Below are 15,289 nucleotides of genomic sequence, written 5' to 3' on the forward strand. Positions count from 1 at the left end.
ATGGCATCGTCAGCTTACAGCCTGTTGTCTATCGTGTTGCCTCGTCGCTTCCAATTGAGGCAAAGGAGCCCAGCTCATGACTTACCTACTTGGTTCCTGACACTGGAAACGCCACTCCGCGTCACCTCGTGAAGTGGCAAGATTTGATTGCTAAGAGCTCCCGCCATTGGATATTTCGCCTAAGCGGTGCTTCGTAGTAATCGGTTGTGCAGACGCGTCCGCAGGTGAGGCCATCGTTGGTGCGTGGACGTGTCCACTCGGGAAAAAGTTACAAATAATAGGAGTAACGGGGGAACGGCTTCTATTCGCTAAAAACATGGCAATGGATATGTCGCCTACGCAACATGGTTGGATCGCGGCTTGGTTCACCGCTTCCAGCATGGTTCAAGCATCAGCATCCCGAGTCGAAATATGCTCCGAGAAGGAAATACTTAACCATGGAGCTACGACTCCTTAAGAAAGTGCGATTTCCCGTTAACTGTCGACCGCCGAATCCTTAGACAAAGTCAGCGCACCGCGGTTCTCCTAAGCCATCGAAGATGGAGATCCAGACATGTCAGACGCAACCGATAATAAGCATCCTCACGCGATCATCGACAACTACTTCCGCTCCCAAAGCGAGATGGAGAGCCTCATCGGAGTAAGTCGTCTCAATCTGGCTTTCAAGGATTTCCGTCGCAAGCGGTGGGCCATCGAACAGATCTATCCGTATGAGTGGATCCTGCACGCCGAAGGAATTTATGGCTCCCCGGATCCCGCGACAGATGGAGTATCTCCATGGGAGCAACTGGTGATGCGCGAACTCAGGGTGACGTCTTGCGATGGATACTCGCTGGTCTTCTACTGGTTTGATCAGCAGTCGTCGTGCTGGCTCTTCTCCGATGACAGGCGGGTAACAGTCGAAGTGGCGCGGGCTGAGTATGACGAACACATGCGCATCATCGAAGCTGTCCAGAATTGCGAGTGACCGCTCGCGGATGCCGGAACCACACAACGAGGGCGTGGCCCATTCCAGGGTCCCACTCCGTGCCTTGTCGGGGTGGCGACGTTAAGTCGGTAGCGCGCCACTGGTCGCTGTATTCGCATTCTATCAACATGCCCTCGTCCTGAAACCTCCTTCCCAACCGGAAAAGCCCCCCTTCCGGCGGGGGCTGACTTCAGGACATCACTGAGACTTCGCTATGGCTATGTACCGTAATTCCTCTGGAACCTACAGCTACTTCAGCGCCCCGCCCGAGGAGGTCCTTACCCGTGCCATTCAAGCTTGCCCGTTTGCCGCCGGGCGATGCTGGGAATGGGGCGTCAACCGGGATCTCATCGCGCTATTTGGGAGTCGTGAGCACGTAGCTTTCGATGAATTGGTTGAGCGATATGTCGACATGCTCGCCCGGAGACGAGGTGGCTCTCCTGAGAAACCGAACGAGTTCAATCACCGCCGGGCCGGCAACCTGATAGGTTGGGGACTTCGCCTCAATCTCTTGGAGGAGGCAACCACCTGTCATGGCACCCGCGCCTGGCGCCTCGTCGACCGCGAAATGCGGTGGGACATTCATCGGGGACGAGCTCGACAAATCCGAGGTCTTCCTAACGGTGAGCAGGCAATCATGAACCGCAAGCTGCAGACCCAACGCAAGCGAGCAGCCACGTTTGCGAAGAAGTATGCTGCAAAGATCGCGGGTGACATCAGGCGGTATATCGACCAGATCCTTCAGGAGGATCCCGAGACAGTGCTCGATGAGAGATTCGCGGATTTCATTACGCCTTGGTTTACTCCACCCCAAGCGTTGCACGAAGCATATGGGATCCTGGTGGTGGCACACCACGATTGGGACAAGGCGAAGCAGGAGTTATGGCAGACGCTCCTCGCCCGCGAGTACCAGCGGGCGAAATATCGCGGCATCGTGCGGCCGAGAGTACCACTGCCGGAGACTATGTTGGACGGAGACGCCGCGGCGCTCGACAACCTCATTTGAGCACGTGAACTCGTGCATTCAAAGAAAGGGCTAATAAGATGTTCGATACACTCGACGAAGCCATTCGTGCCGCTCTGGCATTTCTCAATGAGCTTAAGACACCCACCATGCCCAATGGTAAGGCTCCAGTCACACATAAGGACTGGCTCAACTGGCATCGCATCATGGCGGCCCGGGCCGATGGAAACCGATCACGCCTGAGCAGCAATATCCTTCAGGGAGATGCTGAGGAAGTCACCGAAGGCCGTGCGCTGCAGGAAGAGCTCTTGGCTGTGGCACAACACAATCGGGCCGAAGCAGAGAAACACCTCTGATTGAGCCGGCGGGCGTTCCGGTCTTTCTCGCGGTTGGGATAGGGCAGCCGAATGTAGGCTATGTATTTCTTGATCCGAACCGAGCTGCTTTGCGGTCGTGGAGTGCTGCTTCAGTGTTGCCAACTCGGGCCTGTCCCAGCGCGAGCCGACGAGGTTGATTATGGCTCTGCAGCGGGCCAGGCACTCTAGGTTGATAATCCAAGGAGGCGTGCCTGAGCGTGCGGTTCTGTATCCAAGTGACCAGGGTGCATTTAATGAGGTCCGTTTTGCGCGGAATGTCCAGTGGCCGGCAAGGTGGGACCGTTGCATTTTGCCGGGTACCCCACACCGGGATCGGGGAGCAGCACCGAACAGGCCTCGGTGACCTCGCTCTTGCAGTCGAGATTGGTCCCGTCGAAACTGCTGTCGGTAGCATCGACCCGGGCTCATCCACTCCACGAGTGGTCAGCCCCTTGCGCTTCCGAGTGCGGCTAAAAGCTGGACAGATATTGAGGCGGCACGTTCTGCGATTTGGAAGTGAACTCGACCTTTCTATCGACTACCTGCACGGCTGGGTCGTGGCTCCGGATCGACTTGGCGCAGCGCCGACCGACCGCTGTCTTAGCTGTCTCAAGCGGGGTGGCGGCTCGGTCGTAGCTCCCGCGCTCCTGGTAGGCCCCTTTGAGATGAGCCGGGAACGTGAATGGGCCGGCTCAATCCGTAGATTACGAGCCCTCGACTTTCGCTTCATTGGTACTCTGCGAAACTCTGGATAAGGGCGGCCGATCTGGCCGTGGGCGTGCAGGGACGGCACGCCCAATGTGCACCCATGTGTCGAACCTGAAGCTGTCTTCAGTCTTCCGGATCTGGTCTCCAACAAGGTCAATGATCCTGATCTAAGAAAACAGGGAGGCCTTAAATGCGCTTGGCCTGGAGGATCCGAGGTCCTAGAGGTCGATTCCACGGGTTTGAAGGCCTGAGACAGGTCCGGATACACCTCACTCCAATCTGACCCTTGGAAGGAGCGTTCCTGGGCCTCCAAAGGGCCTGAAAAGTACTACCCTTCCGACGCCAAATCCGCACTTTCAGTGGGTGAGGCTGCCTAAGATAAGTCATTGCGGTTGCTTTGCTTTTATCCCCGTTGAGCCTCACATCGAGCTAGACCATTGCTTGCAAATCGAGCACGGTGGTGTGCGCGGGCGGGCAGGGTACCTTTCCCGTGAGTAAAGGACAGAAATCCGATGACTTCGCACGAATTCACGGGTGCTTCGGCATTCCAGGGTGAGCAGCCGGGGAGCACTGGGTTCGCGCTCGTCGATCTCGACCCGGAAATCGCGGCAGACCCCTTCCACTACCAGGCCATCCACTTTCCCGCCGAGGAGATGCCTGTCCCGGCGCATGCCTTCGGCTTCCTGGTAGATCCCGAGTTCGACCCGTCCGTCAACGACTGCGGCGATGACGATACAGATGACGAGGACAGGCCGTTCCTTGGAATGGGCACGCTGCCCGTGCATTGTACGGCCCCTACCAAGCCGGCTGCTACCTCCAAGCCCACCCCAGCGGTCGTGGCGCAGCTTCAGCCAGCCGCTGAGCTGGTGTCCGAGCCCCTCGCCACCGTTCCTGCTCTGCCACATGCGTCCGGCACAGCGATAAACAACGACGAAGCAGAGATGGATGGTCTTGTTCCCGACATGGGGCGTGACATCCCATTCACCCCGGAGTGGCGCGTCAGCAGGCGCTTCCTCGACGCGCTGCCGGGCTTGGATCTGTCGGATGAGAAAGACGAGGTGGTCGCCTGCGTGAACGCGGTTGCAACAGCGTTGGCCCGCGCTTCCGACTTCGACCAGGATGCATGGGTCTCCATCAGTCGGTCTCGCGAGTGGTGGAGCGCCGCCCGGACCAAGTGGCCCGAGTGGGCCTCGCACACGTACATGATGCGGGCGCTCGGCCTGCTGCACGACGCAGGACTGGCGTTTGAGGACCGGGCGGTTCAAGACGAGGCCAACCTCATCGTGTGGAAGGACGTGAGCGGGGAGGAGATCCAGGGGCGCCAGTCGCGCTATCGGGCCAAGTCGGCCCTGGTTGAAGCCTTTCGCGGCGTGAACAGGTTTGCCCGCGAGAGCGGCCCCGCCATCCGCATGCGGAACAAGAAGGGCCAGAACGTAGAGGTCCGCGAGACTGGCCACGTCGAGCGCATGGCCAACCAGGTCCGCAAATACAACGCCTTCATGGCCAAGCACAACGTGCGTCTCCATGCTCAAGACGTCATGTGCGCCCATCCCGACCTGGCAATCGTCGGCAGCCGCTCGGGCATAACCATCACCCGGACCGACGAGGAGGGCCGCCAATTCGTCCAGCACCTGTCTCCGACCCCGAGTGTCGAAATCTACCGGTCGTTCTGTCGCGGATCATTCCAGATGGGCGGGCGGGCCTACTGCTGGCCCCAGGCGCTGCCGTCAGAGTTGCGCCAGAAGCTCACCATCGACGGTCACGCGGTCTGCGAGCTCGACTTCAAGTCGCTGCACCCGACCATGCTTTACGCGATGCGCGGCCTGCGGATGGAAGGCAGGGCCTACGACCTCGGGGAGCACGCCATCCCTGGCGTCTCCGAGGACGACATCAAGATCGCGTTGCTCATTGCCGTCAATGCCCCAGGTAGGCGCCTGGGCACCGTCAAGGCCCTCATGAAGCGTTCCATGCTCAACGAGGAGCCCTGGCTCCACGACGAGGCCACCACCTTTGCCATTTACGATGCCCTGCTGGCCCGCCACGCCCCCATCCGGGCCGACTTCGGCAGGGACCGTGGCGTCCGCCTGATGCGGATTGACAGCGACATCATGATGGCCATCCTGACACGTTGCGTGAAGGGCGGCATCCCCGCTTTCCCGGTCCACGACTCGGTCGTCGTCCCGGTGCAGCATCGTCCCGTCGTGGAAGACTTCATGAGGTCGGAATGGGATCGAAGATTTGACGGAATTCCCATAGGAATATCATGTACTTCGCTGGAAACCGACCTACAGACCCTTCCCTCCCTCTTCCCCTCCGTTTCCCCGTTACCTTTAAGCCCTGGACCCCTCGACTTCCTAGAGCCCTCTCGTGGTGTCGAGGATCCCTTGGAAGGGTTCGTGGCTCCCCTTGGGGGCCGGGGATCTGGAAGGGTTGAGGCCTCCTTGAAGGAGAGCGTAGGTGGCTTTGCTGTTTCCTCCAGGCCGACCTCCAGGCTTGCCCACCGGAAGGCTATCCGAGGCGGCCTGGAGGATCGGCTAGAGGCGGACGATGAGATCTCCAGGGGCCCAGGTCCCCTGGCCCACCTCAAGGCCAAAGGTAACTCGGGGCAGGGGCCCAGAGCGGTGAGCCGCCCTGGTCATCACCACGCAGGTCTCAAGATCTCCCAGAATGCCTCGAAGGGCCGTAGGGACTCCACGCCGTCCCGGGTCCCGCGGCAGGATCTGACCGGCGGTCCCGCTGCTATGCTCAACCCCGTCATTCAACCAGGGAAGGTCGTCGCCGTAACAAACCAGTCCGGCCTGTTCGAGCTGTCCACATCGCAGACTTCCGCCTTGGCCTCTGGAAGGCCCGGCAGGGCCTCCAAGGCAGCCATGTATACCTCTAGGGTCTTAGGACCAGTTCCTGAGGCCACCCTGACGCGAACGCCCCAGCCGGCATCGGTCAGATCAAACTGGATCCGGGCGGCTCATGCCGCCGAGGAGGCTCGGCGCGCTGCCGAGTTCGAGGCGCGGATGGAGAGGATTAGGGCGGCCCGGCTCGCTGACCCCCTATTTCGGGAAACGGCCTGAGAGGCGCAAGGCGTCAATCGTGCGAACGGCGGGAGCAACATGCTCTTGTCCTATGTCCGAGCCACGGTGCAATTTAAGTGCTATCAAAGGACGCTCGCTGTTGCGCCTCAGCGTGGGTGAACCCGGTTAGACCGAACGATGGGCGGGGTTCAGCGTTTCGGGGCCCACTTGCGTAACCGTCCATATTCAGGCCACGAAGAAGCCCCGCGTCGCAAGGGATGGAAGACGATCAACGAGGCCCATGTGTCCGCCTTAGCTATGGCATGAGCTTTGCCATTCCGCCGTTATGGTGTTCTCACTCCAATTCCGCGCCCTGGCGACATCATACCCAACCATCCCCATATGGTCATTTATTCCCAATATAGACCTTCCGTCGGGAAGGGTCCTCCATGGGACTGGCATGGGCACGCCATGGGGTGAGATGGGCCTGCCAGCGCAGCTCCATGGCCGGGCTAAGCCATCAATCGAAGGCCATGAAGTCCATGAAGGCCCATGGGGAGGCGATGCGCAGATGATGCGGTATCTAGGCATGAGGTTGAGCATAGGCCGGAGCTCCCGCCCTGGCGTCAACTTTGAAACACCCAGGATCGACTTGGCCTGATCTTGCGGCCTAGGAAGACGTGCTCGTGTTGCGGGCTCTGCAGGGAAAGGGTGTGCATCCAATCACCATCGGTGTTCGCCAGCGAGGGAGCGGCAGCTCATTTCAGGTATGTGTGGACCACGTCGATCAGCTCCTGGGCGCCGCAGGCACGGACGGCGCCCAGCTCGACCACATGATGCCTTATGTGCTCCTCCAGCAGTTCCGCCGTCAGGCCGTTGACTGCCTCGCGCACCGAGGCGACGAGCATCAGCACGTCGGCTTAGCCGACCTCCGCCTCCAGGGCCTGCTCGACCGCCTCGACCTGCCCTGGATCCTGCGCACCCAGGCCAGAAGCTTTGTCTTGTTCTTAGTGGTTTAGGCCATGCCACTGCTCCGCAGCCGGTAACATAGGGGGTACACTATCTGACCTCTCGGTGGGCAACCCCCAGCGTTGCGGCACCCAAGGAGCGTAGGTCAGCCCAAACCACGCTGTGGCCATCTGAGCGAGCAAAAGGGTGGAGGCGCCGCATTCGTGGCTTGTGCGGACGGGGCGGCGTGCCTCACGTTCTTGCGACAAGCATGCCAATCAGGGTCGCAGCGAAAAGCAGGGCGCCGCCAAGGAGCCAAAGCAGCCCCCGTCTGGTGCGAAGCAGGGCAGCGAGGGGATCCGCTGAGGCATGGGCACGCCGGAGACCGCCTTCCGCCTTCCGCCGCCTGCGCCGATTGAGTTGCTCGGCTCCCGTCGGCTCGAAGGGAGCGCCCGTCATCTTGATGGTTGGCTTGGTTGACTTCTTGACCATTGCAAACTCTGCGGTGGCAACTGGCAGCCTGCATTGGGGTACGTAGATCTCGTCCAGGCGGCTGCCCTAAAGTGCACGAGACAGCGGTCTCTTCCATGTAGAGCACTCCCCTCCATCCTGAAACGGCGAAATCCCTTTCAGGGCCGCTGTCAATCAAAACGGCAACCGCGGTGGGCGGAGTAGTACACGTGGCTCGTCTACATCCCGTCGTCGGCTTGATGACCATCCTTTCCGAACCAGAAGGTGACACGCCTTTGTCGTACCAACCTAGCTCATGAGGGCGCGGACCATGTCGGCGGCATAGAACCCCTCGCCGGCCGGTTGGGCCGGCACGGAGGTGCTGGCCGCCGCCAACGCCGCCGCGCCAGGGAGTCTGGCTGCCATTCTACTACATAACGTTTCATCTTTGGTTTCCATCTGGGAAGTTGCTCGGGCCCCGAGAGGCCGCCCGGTCCTGGGAGAAAGATCTGGTCCTCGCATCAGGGGAACCGGACCCGCGGTAAGGCCGCTGGACCAACCCGGGCTCGCAACACGCTCAGTGTGCTTGATCCCGGTCACTCCTCGAAATGCCGGTCGCTAACGGGCATGTGATCGGAGGCGGCTGTCCGAATCCGCCAAAGTGTGAAAGCCTGAGGCATGGCATTCTGGTCTGCCCTTTCCCGGTTGCTGACGATCCTTGCAGTCGTGAGCCTTGTCGCTGTCGGCGCGTCCGCCGCGTCGTCGGGTGCTGGCATGAACGGGTCTGGGCCAGTCGTGGCCACGGTGGACGACATGTCCTGCTGTGACCAGCCGCCGCCCGACTGTGGAACCATGAAGGCCTGCCCCTTCGCCGTGCTCTGCGTCACCAAGTGCCCCCAAAGTGCCCCGACAGCCACCCCCATCGTGGTCCGGGCCGCGCTTGCGGTGGAGATCATTCCCTATCGGGCGCAGTTCGGCGACGGCCTGCCCGCGCCCCCTCCTGAGCATCCTCCGAAAGCCTAGTCCTGCACCGGCCCCGTGCCGGTGGCTGAAGCCGCGTGACCGTGGGTCGCGGGGCTGATCGCGCGTCGGCCGGCGTCCTCCGCCGCGCCTGCGATGCTTTCCAGGTGCATGACGGGTTACACAAATGTCTCTCCCCACCAGAAGGCGCGGCCGCGCGGCCGCGCTTGCAGGGCTGGCCCTGACGGGCACGGCGCTCGTTGGTCTGATCGGCCTCGCGAGGATGGATCCTTCGGCCCGACCAGGCTGGATCCCCGCCTCGTGGTTCGAGGCTGCGGCCAACCTGACTTGGGCAACCCCCACTGCGTTGCCTCCGGTCTCGACCGCAGAGCTCAAGAACCATGACTTCGAGCTTGTCCAGGCCGAGGTGAAGCAAGGCGAGGCCCTGCTGGACGTGCGCCTCGTTGACAAGCGCTCCGGAAAGCCCGTTCCGGATGCGGTGGTCTTCGCGCGTCGGATCGACATGGCGCCCGACGGGATGCCGACGATGACGGCTCCAATCGAAGAGATGCCGTCGCCCGGGCCGGGCGTCTACCGGTTCAAGACCAACCTGTCGATGGAAGGAGGCTGGCAGCTCTCGCTCGCCGCGAAGGTGCAGGGCGAAACCGGCACCGTCCAAGCCCGACTCTTGCTCAAGGCGGTGCCGTGATGGACCGGATGCCCCCGCCTCACGACTTCGAGCCCCACGAGCACCGGCCCTCGGGCGGCAAGCCGGCGTCCCGGCGCATCCTCGTCGCCATCCTGCTGCTCCTGGCCCTCGGCACCGGCGCTTGGCTTGGCTTTCGCGCGGGCCAGCACGGCCTTGCCTTGCCAGGCGGCACCGCATTCTCCAGCTGGGCGGAAGACTGGCTTGCGGCCCGCCCGGGCGAGACTGGTTCCGCTGGCGCCGCGACCGGCCCGGTCGCCTACTACCATGATCCCGACGGAAAGCCCTTCTACTCCGCCGAGCCAAAAAAGACCCCGGAGGGCCGGGACTACGTCGCCGTTCGGGCCAACGAGGACGTGAGCTTCGACGACAAGCCCAAGGACAGCGCGGCCAGCGGCGCGGCAGCGGGCCCGAACGGCAAGAGGATCCTCTACTACCGCAATCCCATGGGCTTGCCGGACACCTCGCTCGTTCCGAAGAAGGATTCCATGGGGATGGATTACATCGCCGTCTACGAAGGCGAGGCGGAGGATGGCTCGACCGTCACGGTGTCGCCGGGCCGGCTCCAGCGCACCGGCGTTCGCTCGGAGGCCGCGGAACGCCGCGTCGTGACCCGGCCGGTGCGGGTCCCCGGGACCCTCAAGCTCGACGAGCGGCGTGTCGCCCTCATTTCCCTGCGCTCCGAAGCCTTTATCGAAAAGGTCGAGAGCGTCACAACCGGGGATCGGGTGCGGGCTGGCCAACCGCTCCTGCGCCTCTACTCGCCGGAGATCGCCGCCGCCAGCGCCCAATACCTGAGCGTCCTCAATGAAGGGGCTGGAACAGGCGGCGGCCGGGCCGCGGTGGTTGAGGGAGCCCGCCAGCGGCTCGAAAACCTCAACGTTCCGCCTGCGGTCCTGACCGAGATCGAGCGCACCCGCAAGGTGCCGACCACAATCACCTGGTCGGCCCCAGGAGACGGGATTGTGCTGGAGCGCAACGCGACGGACGGCATGCGGGCCATGCCAGGCGATGTCCTGTTCCGGATCGCCGATGTCTCGTCGCTCTGGGTGCTGGCCGACGTGCCGGAGCACGATCTTGGCGTCGTGCGCCCCGGCCAGGCCGTCACGATCCGGCTGCGCAGCCTGCCGGGCGAGACCTTCACCGGCAAGATCGGCCTGATCTATCCGCAGGTGAACCCGGAGACCCGGACGGCTCGGGTGCGGATCGAGCTCCCGAACCCCGACGGGCTTCTTCTTCCGGACATGTATGCCGACGTCGAGATCGCGACCGGCGCCGGCAAGCCCGTCGTGGCCGTGCCGGACAGCGCCCTCATCGACACGGGCACCCGGCAGGTCGTGATCGTCGACAAGGGCGAGGGCCGCTTCGAGCCGCGGCAGGTCAAGGTCGGTGTGAGCGGGAACGGCTTCGTCCAAATCCGTGAGGGCGTGGAACCAGGCGAGCAGGTGGTCGTGTCGGCCAACTTCCTCATCGATGCCGAAAGCAACCTGAAGGCCGCGCTGCAGAGCATGGCGGCCCCGGCCGAGGAGAAGCCGTAATGATCGCCCGCCTCATCGCGTGGTCGTCGCGCAACCTCATGCTCGTCCTGATCGGCACGGCGTTCGCCGTGGCGGCCGGTCTGTACTCCCTGCGCAGCCTGCCGCTCGACGCCATTCCCGACCTCTCCGACGTACAGGTCATCGTCTATACGGAGTACCCGGGCCAGGCACCGCAGGTCGTAGAGGATCAGGTCACCTATCCGCTCACCACCGCCATGCTGACGGTGCCGCAATCGAAGGTGGTGCGGGGCTTCTCGTTCTTCGGCGTGTCGTTCGTCTACATCATCTTCGAGGACGGCACCGACGCGTACTGGGCCCGTTCGCGGGTGCTGGAATACCTCAACGCCGCCGCCCGGCGGCTGCCCGCCGGCGTCACCCCGAGCCTTGGCCCGGACGCCACCGGCGTGGGGTGGGTCTACCAGTACGCGGTGATGGCCAAGAACATGACCTTGGCCGAGCTGCGGTCGCTCCAGGACTGGGTGATCCGCTTCGCCGCCTCAAAAGGCGAAGGCGTCGCGGAGGTCGCAAGTGTCGGCGGGTTCGTCAAGCAATATAACGTGGTCGTCGACCCGCGGCGGCTGCGTGCCCAGGGGGTCTCGCTCCAGGCGCTGCGGGAGGCGATCCGCGCCAGCAACGCCGATGTCGGCGGGCGCACGGTGGAACTCTCCGAGTTCGAATTCATGGTCCGCGGCCGCGGCTACCTGAAAAGCGTTCAGGACATCGAAAGCATCGTCCTGAAGACGGACGCCGGCACGCCCCTGCGCCTCGGCGATGTCGCCCGGGTCGAGATCGGACCGGACGAGCGGCGCGGCATCACCGAGCTCAACGGCGAGGGCGAAGTCGCCAGCGGCATCGTCCTGCAGCGATTCGGCGCCAACGCGCTCAACGTGATCGAGAGCGTGAAGGCCCGGCTCGCCGAGGTGGCCGCAAGCCTGCCGAAGGGCACCGAGATCGTTCCGGTCTACGACCGCTCGCAGCTGATCGAGTCCGCCATCGCGACACTCAAGGGCACGCTCATCGAGGAGAGCGTCATCGTCGCGCTCGTCTGCGTCGTGTTCCTGCTCCACCTGCGCAGCGCCCTCGTCGCCATTCTGATGCTGCCCGTCGGCATCCTGATGGCCTTCGGCGCGATGAGGTATCTCGGGCTTGGGTCCAACATCATGAGCCTCGGCGGCATTGCCATCGCGGTCGGCGCAATGATCGACGCCGCCATCGTGATGATCGAGAATGCCCACAAGCACCTGGAGCGGGCGCCCAAGGACAAGCCGCGCGTCGAGATCCTGATCGAGGCGGCGAGCGAGGTCGGACCGGCGCTGTTCTTCAGCCTGCTGATCATCACCGTGTCGTTCCTGCCGATCTTCACGCTGGAGGCGCAGGAGGGGCGGCTCTTCGGTCCGCTCGCCTTCACCAAAACCTTCGCGATGGCGGCCGCGGCAATCCTGTCCGTGACGCTGGTGCCGGCGCTCATGGTGATCTTCGTGCGCGGGCGGATCGTCCCGGAGCACAAGAACCCGGTGAACCGCTTCCTGATCTGGATCTACAGGCCCGTGATCCAGGGCGTGCTCCGGGCCAAAGTGCTCACCATCGCGCTCGCGCTGGTGGCGCTCGGCGCCACGGTCTGGCCGGCCCGCCAGCTCGGTTCCGAGTTCATGCCACCTTTGAACGAAGGCACGCTGATGTACATGCCGACCACCTTGCCGGGCCTGTCCATCACCAAGGCCGCCGAGCTCATGCAGACCCAGGACCGGATCATCAAGTCCTTTCCGGAGGTCGCCTCAGTGTACGGCAAGGCAGGCCGAGCGCTGACCGCCACCGATCCGGCGCCAACGGAGATGTTCGAGACGATCATCACCCTGAAGCCGAAGAGCGAGTGGCGGCCCGGCGTGACCATCGACAGCCTCAAGGCCGACATGGACAAGGCGCTGCAGTTCCCGGGCGTGTCGAACGCCTGGACCATGCCGATCCAGGCGCGCATCGACATGCTCTCGACCGGCATCCGCACACCTGTCGGCATCAAGGTGTTCGGTACCGATCTGGCCGAGATGGAGCGGATCGCGCGGCAGGTCGAGGCCGTGGTGAAGGCGGTGCCCGGCACGTCGAGCGCCTATGCCGAGCGGGTGATCGGGGGCTACTTCCTCGACATCGTGCCGGACCGGGTCGCGCTCGGGCGCTATGGCCTAACGGTCGGCGACGTCCAGGATGTGATCGCGACGGCGCTGGGCGGCGAGACGGTCACCAACACCGTCGAGGGCCGCGAGCGCTACAGCGTCAACGTGCGCTACCCCCGCGAGCTGCGCTCGAACCCGCAGGCCATCGCCACCGAGGTGCAGGTGCCAATGTCCGGCGGGGGAGCCGTCCCCTTGGGCGAGGTGGCGAGCGTCAAGCTCACACGCGGCGCGACCTCGATCCGCACGGAGAACGGCCAGCTCGCGGTCTACATCTTCGTCGACATCGCGGGCCGCGATCTGGGCGGCTACGTCGCCGAGGCGCGGCAGGCGGTGGCGAACGAGGTCAAGTTCCCGCCGGGCTATTACGTGCAGTGGAGCGGCCAGTTCGAGTACCTGGAACGCGCCGAGGCCCGCCTCAAGATCGTGGTGCCGGTCACGTTGCTGATCATCTTTCTGCTGCTCTACCTCAACTTCCAAGCCCTGACCGAAACGCTCATCGTCATGCTGTCGCTGCCGTTCGCGCTGGTGGGCGGCATCTGGCTGATGTGGTGGCTCGGCTTCAACATGTCGGTCGCGGTGGCGGTCGGCTTCATCGCATTGGCCGGTGTCGCCGCCGAGACCGGCGTCATCATGCTGATCTACCTGGACCATGCGCGACAGGAAGTGCAGGCGGAGCGAGTTCGCCAAGGCCGTCCGTTCACCCGGGCCGACCTCTATGCGTCAATCATGGTCGGCGCGGTGGAGCGGGTCCGGCCCAAGATGATGACGGTGATCGCCATCATGGCGGGCCTGGTTCCTATCCTGTGGAGCAGTGGGGCCGGGTCCGAGATCATGCAGCGCATCGCCGTGCCCATGATCGGCGGCATGATCTCGTCGACCGTGCTGACGCTGGTGGTGATCCCGGCCATTTATGCTCTGATCAAGGGGCACCGCTTGCCCCTCACCGTCAGTGACATTGACGAGGGCCGTGCAGCCGGAGCCGATCAGCCCGCGCCGGCGTGGTCCCGTGCGGCGGAATGAGAGGCAGAAGTGATGCTGCCGAAGTCCCATCTTCCTTCCAGTTTTGCCCCTGACCCCAGAAGCGGCTGGAAGAAGATCGCATCCCGCCTAGCCATGTCGGCTGCGCGGGGTGCTCACCCGGACGGCGCACCAGGCGGTGCGACGCCCCAGCCTTCACAGGCCAGACAGGAGAAAACAATGTCCAAAGTGTCGATGGTTGCTTGTTCACTCTTCGCGGGAGCCGCGCTTTTGGCCGGAGTCACGCTCGCCTCCGCACAGGAGACTGTGCCTGCCCAATCCTCGTCCCAGACCAAAACCGATCCGCATGGGATGATGCAGGGCGGCTCCATGCCCATGATGGGCATGATGCAGCAGATGTCCCAGATGATGGAGGGCTGCAACAAGATGATGCGGTCCGCGATGCAGCAGCAACCGGACGGCGCCGGTCAGCAGCCGACACCGTCGGCTCCCGGCACCCGAGGCTGAGATCAGGTCAGGGCGGCGTGCCGGCACACGTCCGGCACGCGCCACGTGACGCAATCCGGCGACGCCGGGCTCCGGCAGCCCAGCGTCGCCCAGGACAACACACCAGCAGGATTTTCGACGATGACATGGACGAACAAGAAACCACGCAGGAAGCGTCTCCTCGCCGGCGCGGCGGCAGTGGCGATCACGGTGGCCGCCTTTGCGATCCGCACGAACGCAGCCGAGACCATTGACGTTTCCGACCTGACGAAACAAACCCATATCCACGGCCTGGCCGTCGACCGCCAGGACCCCTCGCGCCTCCTGATCGCCACGCATCACGGGCTCTTCAGCGCCGGCGCGGACGGGAAGGCGGAGCGGATCTCCCAGGTTCAGGACTTCATGGGCTTCACCCCGCACCCGTCTGATCCAACCAAGCTTTATGCGAGCGGTCATCCGGCGCAGGGCGGCAACCTCGGCTTCATTGCCTCGGAGGACCGCGGGCGCACCTGGACCCAGGTGTCCCCAGGCGCGAACGGTCCGGTCGACTTCCACCAAATGACCGTGAGCCCCGCCGACCCGCAGACGATCTATGGCACCCACCGGGGACTTCAGGTCAGCCGGGACGCGGGCAAGACATGGACGATTGCAGGCCCCGGGCCCGAGGGGCTGATTGACCTCGCCGGCTCGGCCAAGAGCCGGGACACGCTTTACGCGGCGACCGAGGCGGGGCTGCTGGTCAGCACGGATGCGGGGAGATCGTGGAAACCGCTCGTGCAGGGAGCGCCGGTGAGCCTGGTTGAGGTGACGCCCGAGGGCACGCTCTACGCCTTCGTGCTCGGGCGGGGCTTGGTGAAGGCGGGTGAGCCGCCAGTCGGGCTTGAAACCATCAGCAGCGGCTTTGGGGATGGCTACCTCCTTCATCTCGCGGTGGATCCCAAGAATCCGAAGCGGGTGTTCGCCGCCACGAACGGTGGAAAGCTTCTGAGCAGTGTCGACCAGGGACGCACCTGGACGGCGCTCGGCCAGCCGAACCCGTGAGGCGAGGGGCC

Annotated in this window: 10 protein-coding genes and 1 pseudogene; 10 read left to right on the plus strand and 1 reads right to left on the minus strand. The window is 63.6% G+C overall.

Annotated features, from left to right (window positions below; genetic code table 11):
* The first annotated feature begins 553 nt into the window (after nt 1-553).
* The 4 genes from ACFOYU_RS10000 (at nt 554) to ACFOYU_RS10015 (ending at nt 6,063) form a co-directional block, all read left to right on the plus strand.
* Nucleotides 554-967, plus strand: a complete 414-nt coding sequence (locus ACFOYU_RS10000; RefSeq protein WP_377033386.1) for a hypothetical protein — start codon at nt 554-556, stop codon at nt 965-967.
* Between the two features lie 214 nt (nt 968-1,181).
* Complete coding sequence (locus tag ACFOYU_RS10005; protein WP_377033387.1) at nt 1,182-1,973, plus strand: hypothetical protein; 792 nt, start codon at nt 1,182-1,184, stop codon at nt 1,971-1,973.
* 38 nt (nt 1,974-2,011) lie between these two features.
* Nucleotides 2,012-2,287, plus strand: a complete 276-nt coding sequence (locus tag ACFOYU_RS10010) for a hypothetical protein (RefSeq protein WP_377033388.1) — start codon at nt 2,012-2,014, stop codon at nt 2,285-2,287.
* Nucleotides 2,288-3,507: 1,220 nt separating this feature from the next.
* Nucleotides 3,508-6,063, plus strand: coding sequence for a hypothetical protein (locus tag ACFOYU_RS10015; protein ID WP_377033389.1), 2,556 nt, complete (start codon nt 3,508-3,510; stop codon nt 6,061-6,063).
* Nucleotides 6,064-6,761: 698 nt separating this feature from the next.
* Here the strand turns inward: ACFOYU_RS10015 and ACFOYU_RS10020 are convergent.
* A pseudogene (locus ACFOYU_RS10020) lies at nt 6,762-6,994 on the minus strand (metal/formaldehyde-sensitive transcriptional repressor).
* 1,085 nt (nt 6,995-8,079) lie between these two features.
* Between ACFOYU_RS10020 and ACFOYU_RS10025 the strand changes: the two are divergent.
* From ACFOYU_RS10025 to ACFOYU_RS10050, 6 genes are all read left to right on the plus strand, one after another.
* Nucleotides 8,080-8,424, plus strand: a complete 345-nt coding sequence (locus ACFOYU_RS10025) for a hypothetical protein (protein ID WP_377033390.1) — start codon at nt 8,080-8,082, stop codon at nt 8,422-8,424.
* Nucleotides 8,425-8,644: 220 nt separating this feature from the next.
* Nucleotides 8,645-9,070 carry a FixH family protein gene (locus ACFOYU_RS10030; protein WP_377033488.1) on the plus strand — a complete coding sequence of 142 codons (426 nt, stop codon included), beginning with the start codon at nt 8,645-8,647 and terminating at the stop codon, nt 9,068-9,070.
* Nucleotides 9,070-10,605 (plus strand): efflux RND transporter periplasmic adaptor subunit, encoded by a 1,536-nt coding sequence (locus tag ACFOYU_RS10035; protein WP_377033391.1) that lies wholly within the window; start codon nt 9,070-9,072, stop codon nt 10,603-10,605. Before ACFOYU_RS10030 ends, ACFOYU_RS10035 begins: the two co-directional genes overlap by 1 nt.
* The gene (locus ACFOYU_RS10040; protein ID WP_377033392.1) at nt 10,605-13,793 is read left to right on the plus strand and encodes an efflux RND transporter permease subunit; all 3,189 of its coding nucleotides are present in this window, start codon (nt 10,605-10,607) and stop codon (nt 13,791-13,793) included. The genes ACFOYU_RS10035 and ACFOYU_RS10040 overlap by 1 nt, the downstream gene beginning before the upstream one ends.
* 177 nt (nt 13,794-13,970) lie before the next feature.
* Nucleotides 13,971-14,258: a hypothetical protein gene (locus tag ACFOYU_RS10045; protein WP_377033393.1), complete on the plus strand. Its 288-nt coding sequence runs from the start codon at nt 13,971-13,973 to the stop codon at nt 14,256-14,258.
* A 120-nt stretch (nt 14,259-14,378) separates the two neighbouring features.
* A complete protein-coding gene (locus ACFOYU_RS10050) occupies nt 14,379-15,278 on the plus strand; it encodes a F510_1955 family glycosylhydrolase (RefSeq protein WP_377033394.1) in 900 nt (299 codons plus the stop codon).
* The last annotated feature ends 11 nt before the right edge of the window (nt 15,279-15,289 follow it).

Origin of the sequence: Microvirga sp. GCM10011540, from assembly GCF_042650665.1 — a bacterium.
GTDB classification, from domain to species: domain Bacteria; phylum Pseudomonadota; class Alphaproteobacteria; order Rhizobiales; family Beijerinckiaceae; genus Microvirga; species Microvirga lenta.